Here is a 19,891-nt window from a genome sequence, read left to right on the forward strand (position 1 = left end):
GACTATCGGTGGCCGGCATCGCCCGTCGGCGGCGCATCGGGAAAAGCGGGAGAAACGGCCTCGGGCGGCGGCTCGGGACGAGGAAGGTTTCCGGCCGAGAGAACCTCCTCGATGGCAGGAATGATCCTCTTTAGCAGGCCGGTACGACGAAAGGCGTCACGACAGGCGAGGCGGACGGCCCGGTCCGGCGCCATGTCGAGCCTGCCCTTCCCCGCCTGCCCCGCGATCCGGAAAGCTTCTGGCACAACGGTTTCCAGTTTGTAGAGATCGGCGATGTCATAGACAAAAGAGAGAGGCTTGCCGGTATGCAGGAACCCGATGGCAGGAGCGTAACCTGCGGCCAGCACCGCCGCCTCGGTCAGCCCGTGCAGGCAGGCTGTCGCCGCAGACAGACAACGGTTCGGCACATCGCCTGCTTCCCAATCCTTCGGGTCATAGGATCGGCGCTTCCAGTCGACACCGTATTGTCTGGCCAGGAGAGTATAGGATTCACGGACCCGCACGCCCTCTATGCCCCGCAACTGATCGATCGATCGCCGCGACGGTGCATCTTCTCCGAAACGCAGTGCGAACATCTTTCGGACCACCCGCAGCCTTGCGCCATCGTCGAGCGCGATGGATGCCTGCCACAGCAGCCGGTCCGAGCGCGCCCCTCCCGGTTGCCCGGCGGAATAGAGCCGCACGCCCCCTTCCCCGATCCAGGTGATAAGGGTGCCGACGCGGGCCGCTAGCGCCACCGCGGCGTGAGAGATCCGCGCCCCCTGCTCGAGCATGATCCCCGCCAGCCCGCCAACAGGGATCTGTGTCCGCGTGCCGTCGGCGTTGACGGCAACAAAAGCGCCGTCTGCCACGTCGAGCTGGGCGCGTTCAACGAACACTAGCGAGGATCTGTCCTTGAGAGCAATGGGCCGCGGCGGCGCGAGGCCCGGGAGGTTTCCCTCGCTCACGACGCGCGCCGGATCAGCATCAGGCCGCAGCCGAAGGCCTTGGCGCGCCCGAACCCACGGGCAAGCTGCCCGAGGAAGGCTGCTGGATCGCCGATTTCAATCCGGCCCGAAAGATCGACAATCCCGAATTGCGGCTGCCCCTTCCGTGGACCGCGATAGCCCGGCAGCACCTCGGCCGCGTAGTCGTCAGCTTCCGCTCTGACCACCCTAAACCCGGCGGTCTCGCCCTGCCGTTCAAGCCAAGCTTTGCCTTCACGGCCGGCCACCACCATGCGCTCAGATGCGCGGGCACCTTTCGGCAGTCCGTAAAGCGCATCCATCACCACGTCGACACGCTTTCCGCCCCGTTTCATCCGCGTGGCATTGGCGCGCAAGGTAAAGTCGAGCAGCGCTCCGGCAGCCAGGGCGGGCGCAAAGTCCTTCACTTGATGCGGCTCAAACAGATCCATCGGCTGAGGCGGGCGTTCCGAGAGCGTGAGAAAGCCGCCGTCGTGATCGTCCCGCCAGAGAAAATCCCGGCGGCGGTCGGGGCCGTCGGCGAAGGCGGCCCAAAGAAGCTTGTGATGGGCCGATCTGCGCGGGCCGCTAACGGGGGGCGACAACAACCCCGAAAGGGCTTGGGCCGAGGGGCTGCGCGACAGGCGGATGCGGCTGAGATAGAGGGTCATCCAGCGCCTCCGGGAACGATTTCGACGTTACGAACCGTGACGCGGCGGGGCGTGAAATGCCGACGTCGCCGGTCGCCGGGAATGTCGTGGACGATCTCGCCCTCTTCCGAGCCGCAAACAAGAAGCCTGGCGGCGACGGGTGCGCCACGACGATCCAGCCTGCGCCATGGCGGCAGATCCAGATGGGTCAGCGCCTCCTCTGCCGACACGGCATCGACGACCTTTGCCCCGGGGGGCGCCGCGAGGGGGCAGGACTTTCGGCCGAGATAGAGAGTGTAACGGGGGCGCCTCAGGGCGGCAGCAATCGCATCGAGTTCCTCCCCCCAGACAGCGATCCCATAAAGTGGCCCGGCACGATAGTCCCGTAGGGTAATGGTCGTATTGGTACGCCCCCGCGCCGCAGCAAGCGCCTCGGGGCGGGAATTGGGATGCTTCACCGCAGCCGAGGGCACGGTTTCCACGGTGTGGTAGTCACGCAGGGGCGCGCCCGTATCGAACACGGCAACGGCCAGACCGAGCTCGTCCAACTTCGAGAAGTCGCCGCCGCGCTCGACCCCCATCGCGGCGCCCAGAAGCCCTAGGATCGCGGACCGGCCAGGCCAGATCAGGGAACCGCGCCGCTCATGCCCGGCCAACTCGCCCATAGCGCCCAGCGACGCTGTGATACTGAAGACCAGATAGGGCTGCATCAGGCGTCTCGCACGGCATCACCCGCAAACAGGACGATCTCGTCCAGCGTTCCGCCCACCCCAACATGCATTATGCAATCGGCGTCCCATGCCTGCCCATAAGCCGCATCGATGTCGTCCCGGGTCCGGACCAGCGACGCCACCGAGTTGTCAAGGATCGGTTGCTCCCTGATCGGCGAGAAGAAGGCCCCGGAGAGATCCCGTGGCGCCTGCGTCCCCTTTTCGGCCAAAACGTAATGAGCCCGCGGATGATGGGCAAAACTGTTCTGCTTGCCCCGCGGCGAGGTCTGAGCGAGCGCACGCGCCAAGGCTTCGGCGCCCTTCGCAGCAAGGTCACGATCACCGTCCAAATTCTCGACCAGAAGATCTGCATTCACGCAAACATACTGGTAATAGACGCCCGACCCGAACGCCGTTTCTCCAAGATGCCCGGCCCCGGTATCCTCGGCTTTGTTCAGGTCATCCACGGCCGAGAACCAGTCTTCCTCGGCCTGGGCCGTATGGGTCGTGATGGCATGGGCGACCTGGACTGCGGCGTCGCGGTTGAAATCGGCATCGGCAGCCAGCATCCGCCCGAACATCGCGATATCGACGGCTCCATCGGCGTGGCGCAGGACCAGTTTTTTCAGATCCTTCTCCTTGGGCATATCTTCACCGGCAACGATCTTGCCCACTAGGTCCTCGGCCAGACGCCATTCTTCCGGCGAGACGAACGCAAGGGTCGACGCCACGCGGTTTCCATCAGCCTTGTTCGGCGCTTCCAGCTTACCGAATATCTCTGCCACCTGGGCAGCTGCTTCGGATGCCACATCACCCGGAACACCTTGCGTGTCCAAGTGCTCGACAAGCTTTTCAAAGAGCCGTTTGGTTCGGATGCCCATGTTCCCCTGCAGATCGAGCTCGAAGAACGCGCTCTCGCGCAAGGCACGCTTGACGGATTGTGAAGACATCCGCAGTCGCGGACTGCCCCCCACCATGGCCTGCTTGGGACGTCCCTGATCGTCACGGTTCGGGTTCGAAGGGCCATAGGTCGTCAGCAGATGAAACTGCAGAAACGTGCTCATTTAACGCTCTCCTTGAGGTCGTCCCTGGGGGCGTCGGCCCCAAAGTAATGGAAACACCAGCGCGGCCGGGCCTCATCCCAATAGAGAAGATCCTGCGCCAGAGCAGCAACGTTGCAGCGACGGTCCGCCATGCCGACAGCACGCCGCAAGAGCGCGATCAACTCATCGCCTTCCGCCCTCATGAGGCGCTGAAACCTGAGTGGCGACATTGTCGGATCGCTCCCGCCCAGCCGTCGGGCAAGTGTCGCGGCATCCTCTTCGCGCACCTCTGCCAGCAGGCATACCAGCCGCACAAGACTGTCCGCCCTTCCAGGCCCCATATGCAATGCCCTAGCCAGTTCCATGACGGCGGGCTCGCACAGCGCAGCCATCGGCGCGGCCCGGCGGAGCCGCGCAGCCAGCGCCCGTGCGGCGGCGCTCTCGCGGGCGCCAAGATTCGCGCGCCACCACCCACGGGCGATTGCCCCTGGGGATTTCGGATCGTCGCTCATACCGATTTCCTCGTATTACCCCTCACCGGAGGCTCCAAGCCGAGATTCTGGAAGAGAGCCTTCCCCTGCTTTCCGTAGCCTGCAAAGCAGCCCGACAAGGTTTTCCGCGCCTCGACAATCTCCCGGATCCGGTCGCTTTCCCTTCGATCAAGTCCCGGCATGGCGAGCGCATCGAACTGGCTCAGGGCTTGCCTGCGCAGGTCGTTCAGCCAGTCGGCGCAAGGGCTTCCACCGGCTTTCACTGCCTGGAGGTGATCGAGAAACATACCCTCGGTCGCCGCAAAGAATGCCTCTCGTGCAGCCTCCCGGGCGTCGCCTTCTGCCAACACGGCTGCAAGCGCGCCGCGCAGGGCCACAGCTGCCGCATCGGCGGCAAGGATCAATCCAACCAGCATGTCTTCGGCCGCAATGGGAAGGTCGAGAAAGGGCTGAACCGACAGGACAAAGTCACGCGGCTTCATGTTGTCCATCGCCCAGCCCGCAACGATCACCGAGGCCTCTCCTCCGCGCTGCCCCCAGTCGCGAAGCGACAGCGACAACTCACTGTTCTCGCTCCCGGCCTCGCGCGCGATGACCCCAAGCCAGTTGCGATAGCCGAACCGACCGGGACGCGGGTGCTTGGGCAACCATTCCGCACCGGCCTTAAGCCGGTAATATGGGCTCAAGGGATGCTTCCACAACGCGTAGTGCGCCCCCCACGGCTTTTGGATGACGCCCTCGATCCCCGCGCCGGAGCCGACAAGCCGCAGCCGCCGCGGCATGCCAAAAAAGGCCTCAGCCGAAAAGACCTGCCCCTCTGGCGGATGGCTCTTCTGGCCCTTCTCAGACAGGCGGGTGGGTTTCATCCAGGGCAGGATATCGGGATCGGAAGACCTGCCGCAGGGCACATTCGCCCAGACCAGCGACCAGAGCCCATCTCCCGGGTCGACCATAGTCACCAACGGGCCGCCGCCCCGCATCGACGTCCGGTTGCCGGCGCCCCCCGAAGGCGCATGCGCCTGAAAAGTGTAAAGCGCCATGGCTGCCAGCGGCAGATCGAGCATGCCATAGCGGTCGCGATGCACCATGAGATCGGCATTGTTCTTCGCCGTATTCGCCCCGGCGCTGTCGATGAAAAGCATATCGACCGGGTTCGGCGTCCCGTCCAAAGGGGCCAGATCCTGCAAGAACCTCGGCCCGTCGCCCAACAGATCGAAGGCCACCGCAAAGGGTGCCAGCTTTTCCTTCAAACGATCCGGATCAGGCGCAAGGCGCCGTTGCCAGTCACCGTTGTTCGCGGGCGGATCGGCTAGAAAAACCAAGCCAATCAGAAGCTCATAGCACGCCAAATTCAAATCGGGACGCGGCCAGTCCGGGCGGAGGATTCCGGGCTCGGCTATTTGCCAGGGAGCAACAACCTGTCTTGAGCCGTCCTCGCAGAGAACCGGAATCCAGGGGACTTCGATCAGATTGAGCACTCTTTAAATTAGCTCCGTTTGCAGAGAAGTCTGAAACAGACAAGCATTCGGCGCGTCACCTGTAAATGGGGCTAAATGCCCACCTTGGTGGCTATTTCCCAAAGATCAGCCCAAGTCTTTCATCGTATCGCAGGCCCGCGCAGATATGTCCGCCTTCCGCAACGGGGCACAAGCGCTGCTCGGCACGCTTCCAGTCCGGCCAATCCCGTGTGATCGCCATGATCTCCGGAGCGGACTGATCCGGAAGAGGCAGTGCGTCGAGGCGAGAGCGGCGCGCCGAGACCTCGGACAGCGCCCAAGCTTCGAACATGTCGACCGACCATGGAACAAGCCTGCCATCCTCCCAGCGGGCCAAGACCAGAACGCGTTGCTCCTCTCCGAGGCGCGTCGGATAAATGGCATCGTCATTGGCCTGCCCGCCCATGCGATAGCCCGCCTCCAGTTCGACGATATTCTGCGCCGCATGTCCGCGAGCTGCAGCCCCCTTCCCATCCGCTGCGGATTCGGCGTCGCTCAAAACATCGGGGGCAGGAATGGGCTCCTTCCCATGCACCGCCTCGATGAGCGTTCGCAGACCGGAAGGCGCCTCTATCCGCCCCGCGTCAAACAAGACCTTAGCCGTGCGCCACTGATCGGCGACAGGATAAACATAGGCACCCCGGTCGAGAACGGATTGCAACCAGCGGTCGCTGGTGACTTCCCCGGGATCTGGGGACAGGACATGCAAGATCGCGGCTGGAACCGGGCGCTCAGCCCGAGGCCGGAGATCCATATGTCGCCACAGCCGTCCAGCCCGCTGAACCAATGCGGCCATCGGGGCCAGATCGGATACCATCACGTCGAAATCGAGATCGAGCGAGGCCTCGAGAACCTGCGTTCCGACAAGAACGAACCCAGAGCGGTCGACGCCCGCCTTGCCAGCCCGTGCCAGTATCTCAGCCTCGATCCGCTTGCGGTCAGAAAGCGCAAAGCGCGCATGTATCAAGCGGGCTTCGATGCCTCTCGATCGCAGCAACTCGACGGCCGAAATGGCATCGTCCACCGCATTGCGCACCCAGACACAGGCGCTTCCCCGACCGGCACGTTCGGCCAAAATCGCGACAGCATCATCTTGATTGGCCAGCCGCACGACTTGTACCGCTCCCTTAGGACCCGTCGCTTGTGGCAGGTCGGTCCTAGCGACACCTCCCGCGACCGTCAGCGCCGGATAGGCAGGACTGTCCGAGAGGCCTCCATAGATCGACAGAAGCCGCGCCCTTTGCGCCATTGGAAGCGTGGCCGTCAGCAAGATCGCAGATCCGCCGACCGCGCGATGCATACGCAAAAGAGCCTCCAGCTCGGCACCGATATACGGCTCGCCCAACTCATGCACCTCATCCACGATGAGGATCTTCGAAGACAGCCCGAAATGGCGCAGGGCCTGGAACTTTACGGGCAAAACCGAAAGGAGCGCCTGGTCGATGGTCCCCACCCCCACATCGGCCAGCAATGCCCGTCGTCGGCTTTCGGCAAGCCAGTCCGAGCAAGTGGCGTCATCTTCGCTACGGGCAGTCGAATTCACAATGTCACGGAAAGCAACGGACAACCCTGCCCGACCATGAGCCAGCGTGAGCGACGCGTCCTTGCCAAACATTTTCCCGACGACATCTGCCGCACGCCGAAACATCGCATCCGCCGTTGCCATGGTCGGCAGGGCGACAAACATTCCCCGCCCCTTGCCCGCCAGCAGCATTCTCTGCGCCAGCAGAAGTGCCGCTTCGGTCTTCCCGGCGCCGGTCTCACCCTCGATCACAGCCAGCATCGGGCCCTCGATCATCGGAACCTCGGCACAGGCGGTCTGCATCGGACGCAACGCGAAGTCGAACAACCGCACGTCCCTCGTCAGCGCGCCGGACAGACCAGCCCCGCGCACCGCGTCGACTGCGACTCTGCGCGTTCCGTCTAGGTATTCCTTGAGACTGGTAATCTCCGCCTGGGGCTGGAACCATCTTGCATTCGACCCGACCCAGTCGGCAGCGGTGCAAATTCCGGGCAACCACCAAGACAATGTGACGGCGTGATCTTCCGTCACTTCATCAAGTGAAGAGTCCGGCCAGAGCTCGCAAAGCCGCGAAAGGGTCGTGGCGGCATCGACTTCTGCGCTACCGATTGCAGCAAGAGCAAGCCGGTAGTCGCGGGAACGCCGACCTGGATAGCCAAGACCGCCCAGATCGAGCTTGGACGGGCGACCATGATGCCCCGAAACAGATGCATATAGTAATTGACGAACCCACGGGGTGCCGCCCAAATGCCCGGCCATAATAGGATCGAATTCGTAAAGCAGCACCTCGGTCAATTGCCAGTGGCGGAACCTTTGAGGCGCCCGTTCCTCGAGCATGCACCGAAAACTGTCGCTGATCTTGCCAAGATCATGCAGTGCCGAGAGCAGAACCAAAGCATCGCGAAGTCTACTGTTCAATCCGAAAGGTTCGATCAGACGTTCAAAAACCGCAGCCACGTCAAGCATATGATAAGCTGCGGGATGTGGCCTCGAACCGCTTATCGAAGCGCTCTTTCCCGGCCAATCAAGGATGCCCATGATCATCCTCGCAAAATATACTGCGCATCATTCGTGACGCGTATTAGTGCATATTTGCCCATCGTTCCACCCAATCACAGTGCCGAGCCTCTTTTCATACGTCTACTTTGGAAAGCTCCGGTGCGGTTTCGGTGCGGTTTGCGTCAAATGACACGGCGCGAAATGGATACAAATAAAGAACATTTGAGGAATTTAACACGAATATTCGCGCTCTCCCTGCCCTCCGAAGGCAGAGGCCAGAGGTTCGAATCCTCTCGGGTGCGCCAGAAAAATCAGATAGTTACAGAAGTTTCGCGGCGCTGTCCGTTTCGAGAAGTCCCGCTCCAGTCCCAGACAGGGGTTTTCGGGCCTCATTTCCTGCGATCCATCGCCTCGACGGCACTCCTCTGGTGGTCGGGGCTGTGATGCCAGTAGACGCGCTCGATGGTTTCCAGAGATGTCGAAAAATATGAGGCAACGTCAGGAAGAAACGCGCCGCGCTGCACCGCCCAGGTGATCGCCGTGTGCTTCAGGACATGCGGCGTGATATATTTCCGGCCGCCCTTGCCGTCGGGCATGGTGAGATCGATCTCGATCCCCTGCCCGGCCGCCAGCTCCTCGGCCAGCCGAACCGCCCGCGCCCACCCCTTACGGATGTCGCCGACCCTGTATCCGTCGCAGTCCTGGACCACGAATCGTCGCCCGTTCGCGGCCTGGCGCCGGAGATGCGCGAGATAGCGCGGCGGCAACCGGGCGGGACGCTGCCGCTTCTTCGTCTCGGCCTACCGGGCCCTCGCCGAGGCCCGATCCGAAGCCTACACACCTTACCTCGCCAAGTCGCTTAACAACTTGGCGAGATCCCGATCCGATTTAGGGCAGCGCGAGGAGGCAATGAAAGCGGCCCAAGAGGCGGTCGCGCTGCATCGCCAACTTGCCAAGGTCCGAGCGGAGGCCTTTATACCGGACCTCGCCATGTCGTTGAACAACTTGGCCGGCATCCTGCCAGGTCTCGAGAAGTACGAGGCAGCGCAGGAAACCGCTCGGGAGGCCGTCGCGCTCTACCGCACGCTCGCAAAAGCCCGACCGGAGGCTTTCACACTTTACCTCGCCGAGTCGCTGAAAACCCTAGCCTACGTCTTGTGGAATTCGGAGCAACTCGATGCGGCGCTGGAGGCGGCCAACGAGGCGGAAATCCTGCGTAGCGGTGTGAAAGCTTGATAATCGCAAAACGCGAAGCCATCACGGGGCTCGTATGAGTTCCCCCGGCCCGGTCGACGTTTAACCGGATCTTGGGGGCCCGCGATCCGGTCAACCTGCTGCCCGTCAGCGCGTAGGCGGACCGCTCGAAAGGCACGCGCAGGCCGCTCGACTGGTTGCCGCCGGATCTGGGGCCCGCCGCCAGTACGTCCTGCGGTTCCGGCGGATCGCCGCGAGCTACGGGCTACAGCATACCGCTGCGGAAGAGCGGGAGCTGGTCGCGCTGAACGGGCGGCTGTGTGGGGCGTGATCGGCGGGGAGCCGACATTCGCTGCGCCTTTGACGAACGGCCGCGATGCGCGGGCATAGCGGACACTTGGTGTACTATCGTCTACTGACGCTTCGGCCCCTTGTCGCCATTGTGTCTCCCGTAACCGACATGCGGCAAGACCTTCGCGTCTGCGACATCTTGGGACGCATGCTACGACAGAACGCGATCGTGGTCTTGGCTGTCTCCAAAGGCATGCCTTTACCTATGTACGACTTGCAATGTCTAAGCATCGGCCGCAAGCGAAGGGGCGTTGAGTTCGCCCAAACGGTTGCCAAGACATCGTCAGGCTCCAGTCGGCCGCTGCAGGAGCACGTTCAAGGAAACCTCTTACGGCCGAGCAAACTGCCCAGATGAGATCAGAAACTCGGGCAGAAAGCGGCTAATTGCCGCAGAGGCAAAAAAAAGGACACGTTGCTTAATATGTCAACTTAATACAGCGCCGTGCGATCAACCTTAGACAGTTCTTCAATCAGCCCTTAACCTCTGCTATCCGTCAGACTGAGTTGGCCAATGTCTGGGTGAACATATAAGAATTCATCAACAAATCATATGGATTTCATGATTGAGCCCCCCATTTCGAGATTGCATCGATGACTGACGATTTCTGGTCTCTGGTCGGTAATGGACGGCAGAATGCCCCTGCGTCGACCTCTATGCTGCATCATGAGATCATCTGCAAGGTCACCCCTCTCGATCAACAACTAGGCCGTTGGCCAAAAATTTCGGTACCCGAAGCTCTGCAAGAAACCCTGTTTTCCGATTCCACCTTGGACAGTAAGTCCCCCTCCCAGATGCTTGTCTATGCACTACTCGATAGTGCCGCATCGCCCGAACTAGCGGCACGTATCGAGGATTTGGGGGAACCGCATTGCTGTCTGTTTCAGGGGGCGGCGGCAGTTGAGTTGCGCGACGTGGCTCCGTGGCTGGTGCAGTTGAATCCGAAAGGGACGCTTACGCGTCAGTTATTCTCGGATTCAGGTATGCCGATGGATCTCTGGTCGTGCCGTCCAGGAATTTTCCTACGCAGCCAACTGTCTCTTCCGGATCTGCGCGGGCACTTACGCAGGCTGACTCGGGTACAGTCCCCGGAAACGAAGCGCTGGAGCTATTTTCGTTTCTGGGAACCAGACATGATCAGCGCGTTTCTGCTCAACACCGACACTCATAATCTGCTGGCGTTCTTTCAAGGAGGTTTCGAACTTCATCTTCCGGACACGCAGGGAAGGTGGCACCGTTTTAGACTAGCGTCACAGCCTGAAACGATGCCAGCCGCGCGCCTGCGGCTGACCGAGCGTGATCGAAACACACTACGCGCCGCAGTATCAGCGCGCCATCTCGCCGAGCTGTTTGACTGGGTGCGCAGCAATTTCGAAACGCCGCTGACCGAGCAACAGAGGGAAGGCTTCCTGGAGCGGACGGCGAGCGCAGCGCGATCAGAATTTGCGACAGGCAACAAGCGGATACTTGCACATTGCCTGGCAGCGAGCTGGATGTTGGGCGAGACAGCCTGGACAAGCTCCAAGATCACAAGAGACGATATCGAGCTAACGGCCCGCGGTGCACTTCAGCTTTATGAACGTAGCTATGCGCTGTCATTGAAAGGTCATGTCGCATGATGTGTTTCGGCACCCGAAATCGCGTTGTTTGGCAACGCCCCGAAAACGGCTCTTCGCCGCCTGCACCGCCGCAAGGCGCACGAAACATCGACGAGATATCGGCGCCGTGCCCCAACCCAACTGAGAACATCATCGTGATCGGATCCGAGGTGAGCTACGACTCGTTTTGGTGGAAGATGATGTTCATCACTCCGGGGCTTAGCAATGCTCAGGGGAGCCGCAGGCCACCCAAGTGGCGTGATGCTGACAGGACAACCGTGTTCTACGTTCCCAACGGGTATGTGCATGCAGAGCTTTTACCGCTTGAGCATTTGCGAGATGTTCTGGGAATTAATCTCGTTCCCCTTACGAGCCTGCGCGTATTGCGCAAGCACCTGCAAAATCGGACTATCGATGGGAAACGTCATGATGTGATGAACCTTTCGTTCTATTGCCATGGGTTGGTCGGTTGCTTTGACTTGAACTATTCGGGCGCAACACGCATCCGGCTTGGCCAAAGTGACCTCCCTTCGATCGACCGGTCGATATTTTGTTCAGGCGGCCGGATCTATTCCTATGCCTGCCGCACTGGAGTATCTGTAGATAAAGATGCATTTTCGAGCTTGAGCGAAGCCCGCCCAAAAGAAAGCCTTGCACAGGCCTTGGCGGATCATTTCGGCGTTCAGGTACACGCATTCTATACGCGCACTTTGTTTAGAGACTGCATTCGTGATCCGTCGCAAGCTGCTGATATTGCTGAAGACCTTAAAGGCAAACGCGAAACACAGGACGGCGCCGTGATCGATATTCTGGACACGCATGAAGGTCTGCCACATCCGGGACAGGGACTATCGACGCGGCTGATGGGAGTGATTTCCATTCCGTCATGGATCCGAGAGTCAGGCCAGGTCGAAGAAGGAACTTCGGAATATTCGCTCTGGCGAAAACAGGGCGCGCGTTTTCTGCCCGTCGGAACGGACGATCCGACGGGTTTACCGACAGTCATGGCTATTTTTGAGCCCGCATGATGCATCAGAAAAAATGGTTGATCCGGGCTGCATCTGCTGCAGCATTGGCCGCTGGGGTGTGGCTTTCATTGGGAGGGGCTGGAGTGGAACGGAACCAGAACTGTCAGGTCATGTCAGTAGACGAATGGTCAGCGTTCATGAAGGATCGCGAAGGGATCGTCCAACCTGAGGCCCGCAATCCGGTTTCTGTCACTTTACACTTGGACCCAGGCTTTGAGGTGCAGCAAGGCAGCGTGCTGGAAATCGGCCTGGGCACCGCGCCGATGCCCGAGACCATCACACCGGAATTCAACTATTCGGTCGAATATCTCGGACCGTTTCGCAATGAGCTGCACATCGCTGTCTCGCGCAAGACCGCCGCACAACCTCAGGTGCAAATCCTGCCGACTTTCATTCTCATCACGCCGGCACGGCGGGCAGTCTGCAGCTGGTATGGCGACCGCAGCATAACGATTGAAGCCTCCGACAAGCCCATCGAGATCGGCGTTGAGCTTCTTGACCACCGCATCACCGATGGCAACGGGCTTCCTACTGCATATCGCCTTTCTCGCCTGTAACACTTGGCGAGAGCTGTTGGCGGCTCGCAACCGACATATGCTATGATAGATGGTGGGTAGGGCGACATCGCACTGTCTCAGGCTAGCGCTGGGGATAGAATATTCGTGCGCTTCGTGGCTGAGCCATACCTGCCCAATGCTGCGCCAAGCGCTAACAAATCAGCTTTGATGCTGACTTGTCCACTTAACCTTCTTGGCTAACGAATGACATGACGGTTTCGATGGGCCGGCGGCCCATGTTGCGATAGCCGAGATGGGGACGCTCGGTGTTGTAGTGGACGAGCCAGGCGTCGAGATCGGCCTGGAGCGCCTCGACAGTCTCGTAGAAGGTCTCGCGCATCTTCACGCGGAAGAACTCCTCCAGCACGGTGCCGTTGAACCGCTCGACGAAGCCGTTGGTCTTCGGCGTGCGGACCTTGGTGCGGCGGTGCTCGATGGCGTTGAGGTCGAGATAGAGCTCGTAGGGGTGCTTTTCGGTGCCGCAGAATTCGCGACCGCTCGCCATTGGGCTCGAACCAATGGCGCCTTCAATGGCTCGCTCGGTCAGCACCGCCTTCACCGGCAGGTCCAGGGCGCGGTAGAAGGGCAGCACGTCGTTGTGCAGGACCGCGACCGCCGCCTCGGGCTGCTTGGAAACGTGCAGGAAGCCGAAGGCGTAGCTGCCGAAGGTATCGACGACCGCGTGCAGATAGACCTTGCCGATCCCCTTCAACGAGCCGACGAAGAAGGTGTCGGCCGAGAGCAGCTCGCCGGGAGTGCCTGATTCCACGTGTCTTTCCCGGAAGCACGGGTTCTGCTTCTCGAGGAAGGCGGCTTGTTCGGCAGTGATCTCGATGGTCTGGCCCGCATGGGCTTCCTCGAGCGCCAGCCAGCGGTCGTAGCGCGTGCCCAGGCCGTCGCCAGCGGGCTCGAACCGGTGGCGCCACGCTGGCGACCGTTCAGGATCTTCTGGATGGTGATTGAGGAGACCCGCACACCCTCGAGCGCCAGCATCGCCTCGAAGCGGTTGCAGCCATAGGCCGGATGTTCGAGCGCCAGCGCCTTGATCCGCTCGACCGTCTCCGGCGGGGTCGTTTGCGGGTGGGTCTTGTGGATCGGCGGCAGGTCCTTCAGCCCCTCGAAGCCCGTTCTCGGGCTTACGCGGCGCCACCGGCGCCACGGTCCCTCAAACCCAAAACCGACGTTTCCACTCGTAGAAGCTGGTGCGGTCCATGCCGCGCTGGCGACAGGCCTCGGCCACGTTGCCGAGTTCTTTCGCCAGTTCCAGAACGCTCAGGCGGGTTTGCGCGATCTTGGTCTTCGCGTCACGAGCCTTGGGTTTCGTCGCTTTCGGTGTTCCATCCATGGCGGGGTCCTCCGTTCCCAAAATAGCATGGAAAGAAGGTTAAGTGGACAGCTGACTACGGTCATCCATCGCGCCCAGTACCAACGACCGCTCTTGGCAGGCAACTGCCTTGGTCTTTGGGCTATCCTATGTCGGGGTACCGACCAGCCCTCGAACGCGGCGACCAAGTAGATTTTGGCGGATAGCTCTATCACGCCCCCTCGGCTGGGCGGGAAGTAGTCACCACGATTGTCCAGGTAGTCGTCTAGTTCGAGAAGCATTGAGCCGCGTCCCTAGATCCCATATTCGCGTTTTAGTGTCAGGAGATCGCTTCTGAACTGATCGTGCATTTGCTTGGTGTAAATACGAGTAATGCGGCCATCGTTCTGTCGCTGGATGATCTTGCGGAGATCATTGGCCCGTGCCTTCCAGGTCAGTCCATCGGTGATGAAGAGAAGGCTGGCGTCATGCCGCTTCGCGGCAATGATGGCATCAAGATCGCCGATGATGTCGCTCATCTTGGAACCAGTCGCCCCATAGCCTTTCGACTCGATCAGAATAAACGGAAGGGCCTTGTTCGGAATGGCGAAATCGCACTTCGCGGGACCGGCTGCACCCTGAAATGTGCAGCGAGGCTCATAGGCCGCTCCGAAGACTTCCTTGATGATTTCTTCGGCGAAATCTTCGAGCCCCCTACCCCGCTGCTGGCCCTGGATCGCGCTGCCACGGCCTGACCGCAGGCGCTCCTTCAGGATGTCGCTCCAGACCGGTACCGTGTTCACGGTAGTGGTCATGGCATCGATCAAACCCAAGTCAGCAAGGACATCGAGATAGGCGTCCTGATCGCTTTGGTATCTCTTGATACCAGTACCTCCAGGTCCCAGCCGATCAGCCAGCTCAACTTCCAACTTGTCCTTAGAAAACCCGAGAAAAAGGCCGACACAGAACTTGGATACTTGAAAGGACGGACCGTCCTTGGCGTCGATTAGAGAAGCGATGTCGTCACGGTTGAACTCAGCTTTCATCGGAACGCCCTGGATCCGTTCCATGATCGCCTCGGCCATATCGTCCATCCAGTCCGCTTCAAGCGGCGAAAGACTGTCGATGATCTGATCGAAACTCTGGTGAACAACCCGCATTACTGCCCCACGATCAAATATTCTTCGACGGAGGCTCGCTTTACCTTGCTATGGGTACCAAAGTGGTACGTGTGGTTGCGGCGGAAGACCCTCACATCCCGTTTTGTTTTCTTCATGATGTCGGTCAGTTGATCGAGGTCGGGATACCCGTTCGAGCTATAGGACAGCACGATCTTCTGTTTGCTGAACCGCTGGAAAAGGCCCTCGAATGCCTCGACGGCCTGCTTACGATAGCTGAACGGCGTGAAGCGTTTGGGGATTTTTCGGACTTTGGTGGAATAGTCGATATCGAGCCCTTGCCAGTAGCAAGAGAGCCCTTCCAGAAAGTGGTAGCGCTTGATGTAGCAGTTATCGTCCGCACGCGGGACATAGGGCGGATCCAGATAGACGAGATCGACGCCCCTTGTTTCAACCTTGAATACATCGCTTCGGGTAGCATGGTTGCGCCGACCATTCGAGAAAACAGCCTCGTTGAAGGCTTCGACTTGTTCGAAGAAATGCTCTTCGATGGACAAGCGCAAATCCCGGCGTCCGTCATCGTACTTGGACAGGTCGCCTGAGATCGTGAACACGCCGCGCGGCTGACGTTTCACGCAGGAGCGCATAAGCGCTGCCATCGCCAGAGCCTGTTGATGCGAATTATCGAGTTGCCGGAGATTCCCCGAAATCCTGTCTAGGAAACGCAGGTCTTCTGGAGTGTAGAACACACCAGAGAAGGTCTTTTCTATGAAATCATGCGTATTAGTCGGAGCAGCCAGCAAACACTTCATGGCGGGACCGTCGAGCTGGGCACTGTTGTTCTTGATGAGCGCCTTGCCGATGGTCGCAGACATGTTGAGGAAGTCGCTGGCGATCACGCGTCGGTCCATCGCCTTTATGAGATATCCGACTGCATTGCTGCCACTAAACGGATCCAGGGCCGTTTCGAAGTCGAGCGTTTCCAGAGTTTCGTGAATCCAGGGGAGAAGACGACGCTTGGAACCCATGTAGCGCAGTTCAGGAAAGCGCTCGACTTGCTTAAGCGCCAAGGGCCGCGCCCGGCTATCGGGTACGGTCTTCTTTTCTGGCCTGATGATGCGAAGTGTCTGCTGCCCCATGATCATTCCTTGTTGTTATTTTATTATTCTATACAGGACCTTACGATCCGCCAAGCCAAATTGTGATAACGCCTTGTATGTGAACTTGCGCTGTGTGCCAACGTCTGCTTTGATCGATGCAAACGTTGGCTGTTGCGTCCGCCGCGAAGGTCGGCTCCCCGCCCTACCCACGACCACCAGTCGACCCGGAGGGGCAGCGCAGCCGCTTTGGACGGGTTCGGTCCTTCAGCGCGCCCTGTGTGAACGGCGGTTATCGGCATCGAGCGTACTGCACTCCCAGCCGTGGGGCTAGGGCGTCTTGCCGTGCAGCTACGTTCTCGGAAAATGACCGCTCTCTGTTCGATCCATCTCCGGGCAGACCGTGATCAGCGACCTTGAAGCCGTCTCGACCAGATGAAGTTTCCCGCCACTCGCCGCCAGCCGGGTATGCGACAAGGGCATCCGCCCAACTCGCCACCGAAACCGGCAAAGGAGATAACCCTCGGGACGCACGTTGAGGAAGGGATTGAGCTTTCCCGTCGCCGGTCGCCCACGTGCCCTAGAGACATATGAGCAGTCCTGATCAAGTCCCGTTTACACCGGTCGAGACTGCGGAAAATGGCATTATTTCAAGAACGTATAGGGAATATTACGTGTACATACAGCCCCGGCAGGCCCTCCGAAGGCAGAGGCCAGAGGTTCGAATCCTCTCGGGTGCGCCAGAAAAATCAGATAGTTACGCCTCACTTCTCCTCTTGTGAATTCGCCTTCGGTGCGGTTTCGGCGCGGATTGAAGCTCAAGTGCGGCGATCCATGGCCTCGACCGCGCTCTGCATATGGTCCGGTGCATGGTGCCCATAGACCCGCTGGATCGTCTCGGGGCTGGTCGAGAAATACCCGGCAGCGTCCCAGATCGACGCACCGCGTTGAAGCGCCCAGGTGATCGCCGTGTGTTTCAGGACATGCGGCGTGATGTATTTCCGGCCGCCCTTGCCGTCGGGCATGGTGAGATCGATCTCGATCCCCTGCCCGGCCGCCAGCTCCTCGGCCAGCCGAACCGCCCGCGCCCAGCCCTTCCGGATGTCGCCGACCCTGTATCCGTCGCAGTCCTGGACCACGAATCGCCGCCCGTTCGCGGCCTGGCGCCGGAGATGCGCGAGATAGCGCGGCGGCAGCCGGGCGGGACGCTGCCGCTTCTTCGTCTCGGCCTTGCCCATCGGCTTGCGGTAGAGAATACCTCGCACGGTGTCGACATGGCCGCCGGAAACGCTGGGCGTGTCGAAATGCATGCCGAGGATCGTGTCCTTCCGGCTGCCCGTATAGAGGCCGTGCAGGATGAAATCGGCAAGATGGCGTCCGTCTCTGCGGAGATTGCGCGCGGCGCGGATCAGCCAGGCGGCCTCCTGGCGGGTCAGGAACCTCTCGACCGGATCAGGACGGACAGGAAGAACCACCTTCGGCGCGGTAATGAGATAGCCCTCGCCGTGGCAATAGTTGATGGCGGCCTGCAGGACGTTCAGCTCGCGGCGGATCGTGCCTGGACTGACGGGAGCGGTGCGTCCATCGCGGAACCTGCGCTGGCGGGTTGGCGCGGCCGCGCGCTCGACGCTGATCCGGAAGCTCAATGCGGGCGATCTGCGCGGCGCCTGCGACGAGCTTCCGCGCTGGCGCTTCGCGGGCGGCAAGGGTGTGCGGGGGCTTCTGATCCGCCGCAACAAGGCCCGGCAGCTCTGCCATGAGGGGCTCGACGGCGTTCCGGCCGAGGTGCCGTTCCGCTGGGGCGGCGCATGAGGGCGCTCCTCGCGGCGCTGCTGCTGGCCGGATGCGGCGGGCTGCCCGCGCCGCTCGGCCCCAACCTCGCCGCGAATGTCCAGGCCGGGGCCGAAAACGTGCAGGGGCAGAAGGTCGAGAACGCGCCTTCCATCGTGCGGCCCCGCGCCCGCGAGATCCGCCAGGAGCAGTCCCAAAACCGCCTCCGCGCCGACCGCGTCGAGACCGTCATCGTTAATGTCATCCCGCCCTGGATCGTCCTGGTCGCGCTGATCGGATGGATCGCGCCCTCGCCGGGCGAGATCGGGCGAAGGGTCAGAGAGGCGGTCGGGGGGCGGCGGGCCTGAGAGGTTCCTCTGCAAACCGGTCAGACCGAGAGAAGCAAAGCTACGATATAGCTACGAAGCGTCCAGCTTAATCGACGAAGCAACTGAGAGCCTCTTTCGCGGCCTCAAGATAGTCGCGCCTTGCCTTCTCTGAGCTACTCCCCATCGGTTGGACAGTATCTGGCGTAATTTAAGCTACTCTTTGCACCTGCTGATCGGGTTTGTTGATATCATTTCTCTGCCAATAAACCAGCGCCGGTGGCTTGCCGCCGAGGGCTGAGTGAGGACGCTGGTGGTTGTAGAAGGTCATCCATTTCCGGATAGCCCCTTTCGTCTCTGATCCGGTCTCCCAGGCATGCAGGTAGACGCATTCGTATTTCAGGGTTCGCCACAGCCGCTCGATGAAGATGTTGTCGAGGAATCGGCCTTTCCCATCCATCGAGATGCGCACACCGGATCGGCGGAGCCGGTCGGTCCAGGCGAAGAACGTGAACTGGCTGCCCTGATCCGTGTTCATGATCTCGGGCGGGCCGAACTTGTGGATGGCCTCGCTCAGTGCTTCGACGCAGAAGTCGGCCTCCAGGGTGTTCGAGATCCGCCAGGATAGAACCTTGCGCGTGTGCCAGTCCATGATCGCTATGAGGTATAGGAACCCGCGGCGCATGGGCAGGTAGGTGATGTCCGAGCACCAGACCTGGTTCGGACGATCCACGTGCAGCCCTTTCAGAAGGTAAGGATAGGTCTTGTGTCCTTTCGTCGGCCTGCTCGTGTTGGGCTTCTGGTAAATCGGCATCAGCCCCATGAGGCGCATTAGCCGGCGTATTCGCTTCTCGTTCACGAGATGCCCGTCATTGCGCAGGTGCCAGGTCATCTGGCGGACACCGAAGAACGGCGTCTCCAGGAACTGCTCGTCGATCTGCCGCATCAGGCCGAGGTTCTGTGCGGTCTCTCCCTTCGGCTCGTAGTAATAGGACGAGCGCGCAATCGACAGCAGCCTGCACTGCTGACCGATGGACAGCTGAGGATGGTCAGGCTCGATCATACCGCGCCTCACTTCCCGCCCCAGGGCTTCAGCTTTCGTTCCAAAAAAGAGTTGGCCACCGCCAGCTCCCCGATCTTGGCGTGGAGCTCCTTCACCTGCTCCTCGTCGATCTCGGGTCTCTTGCGGCCGCCGCGCTCGAACACGCCGGACGCGCCTTCGAGCAGGGCGCGCTTCCATTGATGGATCATCGTCGGATGCACTCCGAACCGGCTCGCCAGCTCGGCCGCCGTCTCTTCACCCTTCAGGGCTTCCAGCGCGACCTTCGCCTTGAACTCAGGCGCGTGCTGCTTGCGTTTCGACATCTCTGATCTCCTTCTCGTCGAAGATCAGCAGACTGCAAATCGTAGCTTACGTCACTGTCCGAATTTCGGGGGGTAGCTCACAACAAACCCGATCAGCAGGTGCAAAGAGTAGCTTAAATTACGCCAGATACTGTCCAACCGATGGGGAGTAGCTCAACAGTGCCGGGCCCGCGGCTCATGGCACGGGACCTCGACCGCCAGGTCGCCGACGTCAGGCCCGCATCGCCGCTCTGAACCGCGACACCGTGCCCGGCAGATCCGTCACCGAGCCTGCGGGAAAATCCTGTCCCGGGAAAGGGGCCCCCCGGCCCTCAGCCGATCCGCGCAACAG

17 protein-coding genes and 2 pseudogenes are annotated in these 19,891 nt (G+C 60.8%); 6 read left to right on the plus strand and 13 right to left on the minus strand.

What is annotated here, in order from left to right:
- Positions 1-2 precede the first annotated feature (2 nt).
- The 8 genes from cas1e to ACK8CO_RS01840 all read right to left on the minus strand — a co-directional run bounded on the left by cas1e (position 3) and on the right by ACK8CO_RS01840 (position 8,565).
- Positions 3-947, minus strand: coding sequence for a type I-E CRISPR-associated endonuclease Cas1e (cas1e, locus tag ACK8CO_RS01805; RefSeq protein WP_414897961.1), 945 nt, complete (start codon positions 945-947; stop codon positions 3-5).
- Positions 944-1,615 carry a type I-E CRISPR-associated protein Cas6/Cse3/CasE gene (gene cas6e / locus ACK8CO_RS01810; RefSeq protein ID WP_414897962.1) on the minus strand — a complete coding sequence of 224 codons (672 nt, stop codon included), beginning with the start codon at positions 1,613-1,615 and terminating at the stop codon, positions 944-946. Before cas6e ends, cas1e begins: the two co-directional genes overlap by 4 nt.
- Positions 1,612-2,304, minus strand: a complete 693-nt coding sequence (gene cas5e, locus ACK8CO_RS01815) for a type I-E CRISPR-associated protein Cas5/CasD (RefSeq protein WP_414897963.1) — start codon at positions 2,302-2,304, stop codon at positions 1,612-1,614. Before cas5e ends, cas6e begins: the two co-directional genes overlap by 4 nt.
- On the minus strand, positions 2,304-3,368 hold the full coding sequence (gene cas7e / locus ACK8CO_RS01820; protein WP_414897964.1) for a type I-E CRISPR-associated protein Cas7/Cse4/CasC: 1,065 nt from the start codon (positions 3,366-3,368) through the stop codon (positions 2,304-2,306). Before cas7e ends, cas5e begins: the two co-directional genes overlap by 1 nt.
- Positions 3,365-3,859 (minus strand): type I-E CRISPR-associated protein Cse2/CasB, encoded by a 495-nt coding sequence (gene casB / locus ACK8CO_RS01825; RefSeq protein ID WP_414897965.1) that lies wholly within the window; start codon positions 3,857-3,859, stop codon positions 3,365-3,367. The genes cas7e and casB overlap by 4 nt, the downstream gene beginning before the upstream one ends.
- The gene (gene casA, locus ACK8CO_RS01830; RefSeq protein ID WP_414897966.1) at positions 3,856-5,316 is read right to left on the minus strand and encodes a type I-E CRISPR-associated protein Cse1/CasA; all 1,461 of its coding nucleotides are present in this window, start codon (positions 5,314-5,316) and stop codon (positions 3,856-3,858) included. Before casA ends, casB begins: the two co-directional genes overlap by 4 nt.
- Positions 5,317-5,407: 91 nt before the next feature.
- Positions 5,408-7,894 carry a CRISPR-associated helicase Cas3' gene (cas3, locus tag ACK8CO_RS01835; protein WP_414897967.1) on the minus strand — a complete coding sequence of 829 codons (2,487 nt, stop codon included), beginning with the start codon at positions 7,892-7,894 and terminating at the stop codon, positions 5,408-5,410.
- A gap of 350 nt (positions 7,895-8,244) precedes the next feature.
- Positions 8,245-8,565 (minus strand): hypothetical protein, encoded by a 321-nt coding sequence (locus tag ACK8CO_RS01840; RefSeq protein WP_075782022.1) that lies wholly within the window; start codon positions 8,563-8,565, stop codon positions 8,245-8,247.
- 151 nt (positions 8,566-8,716) lie between these two features.
- On the opposite strand from ACK8CO_RS01840, the pseudogene ACK8CO_RS01845 reads away from it, so the two are divergent.
- The 4 genes and pseudogenes from ACK8CO_RS01845 to ACK8CO_RS01860 all read left to right on the plus strand — a co-directional run.
- Positions 8,717-9,091 (plus strand): annotated as a pseudogene (locus ACK8CO_RS01845) (tetratricopeptide repeat protein); the annotation flags it as partial.
- 900 nt (positions 9,092-9,991) lie between these two features.
- Positions 9,992-11,017, plus strand: coding sequence for a DUF4123 domain-containing protein (locus ACK8CO_RS01850; RefSeq protein WP_414897968.1), 1,026 nt, complete (start codon positions 9,992-9,994; stop codon positions 11,015-11,017).
- The gene (locus tag ACK8CO_RS01855; protein WP_414897969.1) at positions 11,014-12,024 is read left to right on the plus strand and encodes a hypothetical protein; all 1,011 of its coding nucleotides are present in this window, start codon (positions 11,014-11,016) and stop codon (positions 12,022-12,024) included. The genes ACK8CO_RS01850 and ACK8CO_RS01855 overlap by 4 nt, the downstream gene beginning before the upstream one ends.
- On the plus strand, positions 12,021-12,581 hold the full coding sequence (locus tag ACK8CO_RS01860; RefSeq protein WP_414897970.1) for a hypothetical protein: 561 nt from the start codon (positions 12,021-12,023) through the stop codon (positions 12,579-12,581). Before ACK8CO_RS01855 ends, ACK8CO_RS01860 begins: the two co-directional genes overlap by 4 nt.
- Before the next feature lie 184 nt (positions 12,582-12,765).
- Here ACK8CO_RS01860 and ACK8CO_RS01865 read toward each other — a convergent pair.
- The 4 genes and pseudogenes from ACK8CO_RS01865 to ACK8CO_RS01880 all read right to left on the minus strand — a co-directional run bounded on the left by ACK8CO_RS01865 (position 12,766) and on the right by ACK8CO_RS01880 (position 17,574).
- Positions 12,766-13,926: pseudogene (locus ACK8CO_RS01865) on the minus strand (integrase core domain-containing protein).
- Between the two features lie 272 nt (positions 13,927-14,198).
- Positions 14,199-15,044: a DpnII family type II restriction endonuclease gene (locus ACK8CO_RS01870; RefSeq protein WP_414897971.1), complete on the minus strand. Its 846-nt coding sequence runs from the start codon at positions 15,042-15,044 to the stop codon at positions 14,199-14,201.
- A complete protein-coding gene (locus ACK8CO_RS01875; RefSeq protein WP_414897972.1) occupies positions 15,044-16,141 on the minus strand; it encodes a DNA adenine methylase in 1,098 nt (365 codons plus the stop codon). The genes ACK8CO_RS01870 and ACK8CO_RS01875 overlap by 1 nt, the downstream gene beginning before the upstream one ends.
- Before the next feature lie 776 nt (positions 16,142-16,917).
- Entirely contained in the window at positions 16,918-17,574 is a 657-nt protein-coding gene (locus tag ACK8CO_RS01880; protein WP_414897973.1) for a hypothetical protein, read from the minus strand.
- A gap of 100 nt (positions 17,575-17,674) precedes the next feature.
- On the opposite strand from ACK8CO_RS01880, the gene ACK8CO_RS01885 reads away from it, so the two are divergent.
- Both ACK8CO_RS01885 and ACK8CO_RS01890 read left to right on the plus strand, forming a co-directional pair.
- Positions 17,675-17,911: a glycoside hydrolase family protein gene (locus ACK8CO_RS01885; protein ID WP_414897974.1), complete on the plus strand. Its 237-nt coding sequence runs from the start codon at positions 17,675-17,677 to the stop codon at positions 17,909-17,911.
- A complete protein-coding gene (locus ACK8CO_RS01890; RefSeq protein WP_414897975.1) occupies positions 17,908-18,237 on the plus strand; it encodes a bacteriophage spanin2 family protein in 330 nt (109 codons plus the stop codon). Before ACK8CO_RS01885 ends, ACK8CO_RS01890 begins: the two co-directional genes overlap by 4 nt.
- A 169-nt stretch (positions 18,238-18,406) precedes the next feature.
- Here the strand turns inward: ACK8CO_RS01890 and ACK8CO_RS01895 are convergent.
- Positions 18,407-19,560, minus strand: a protein-coding gene (locus ACK8CO_RS01895; RefSeq protein ID WP_414897976.1) for an IS3 family transposase whose coding sequence is annotated in 2 segments (ribosomal slippage) — positions 18,407-19,308 and positions 19,308-19,560 — 1,155 coding nt in all. Because the reading frame shifts where the segments join, the coding sequence is not laid out codon by codon here.
- Positions 19,561-19,891: the final 331 nt, after the last annotated feature.

The sequence above is a fragment of the Rhodovulum sp. HP10 genome (assembly GCF_047553435.1).
Classification (GTDB): Bacteria; Pseudomonadota; Alphaproteobacteria; order Rhodobacterales; family Rhodobacteraceae; genus Rhodovulum.

Coding starts and splice junctions, on each gene's coding strand:
- cas7e (WP_414897964.1), bottom strand. CDS start 3,368: ATGAGCACGTTTCTGCAGTTTCATCTGCTGACGACCTATGGCCCTTCG.
- ACK8CO_RS01850 (WP_414897968.1), top strand. CDS start 9,992: ATGACTGACGATTTCTGGTCTCTGGTCGGTAATGGACGGCAGAATGCC.
- casB (WP_414897965.1), bottom strand. CDS start 3,859: ATGAGCGACGATCCGAAATCCCCAGGGGCAATCGCCCGTGGGTGGTGG.
- cas5e (WP_414897963.1), bottom strand. CDS start 2,304: ATGCAGCCCTATCTGGTCTTCAGTATCACAGCGTCGCTGGGCGCTATG.
- cas3 (WP_414897967.1), bottom strand. CDS start 7,894: ATGGGCATCCTTGATTGGCCGGGAAAGAGCGCTTCGATAAGCGGTTCG.
- ACK8CO_RS01890 (WP_414897975.1), top strand. CDS start 17,908: ATGAGGGCGCTCCTCGCGGCGCTGCTGCTGGCCGGATGCGGCGGGCTG.
- cas6e (WP_414897962.1), bottom strand. CDS start 1,615: ATGACCCTCTATCTCAGCCGCATCCGCCTGTCGCGCAGCCCCTCGGCC.
- ACK8CO_RS01870 (WP_414897971.1), bottom strand. CDS start 15,044: ATGCGGGTTGTTCACCAGAGTTTCGATCAGATCATCGACAGTCTTTCG.
- ACK8CO_RS01855 (WP_414897969.1), top strand. CDS start 11,014: ATGATGTGTTTCGGCACCCGAAATCGCGTTGTTTGGCAACGCCCCGAA.
- ACK8CO_RS01860 (WP_414897970.1), top strand. CDS start 12,021: ATGATGCATCAGAAAAAATGGTTGATCCGGGCTGCATCTGCTGCAGCA.
- ACK8CO_RS01875 (WP_414897972.1), bottom strand. CDS start 16,141: ATGGGGCAGCAGACACTTCGCATCATCAGGCCAGAAAAGAAGACCGTA.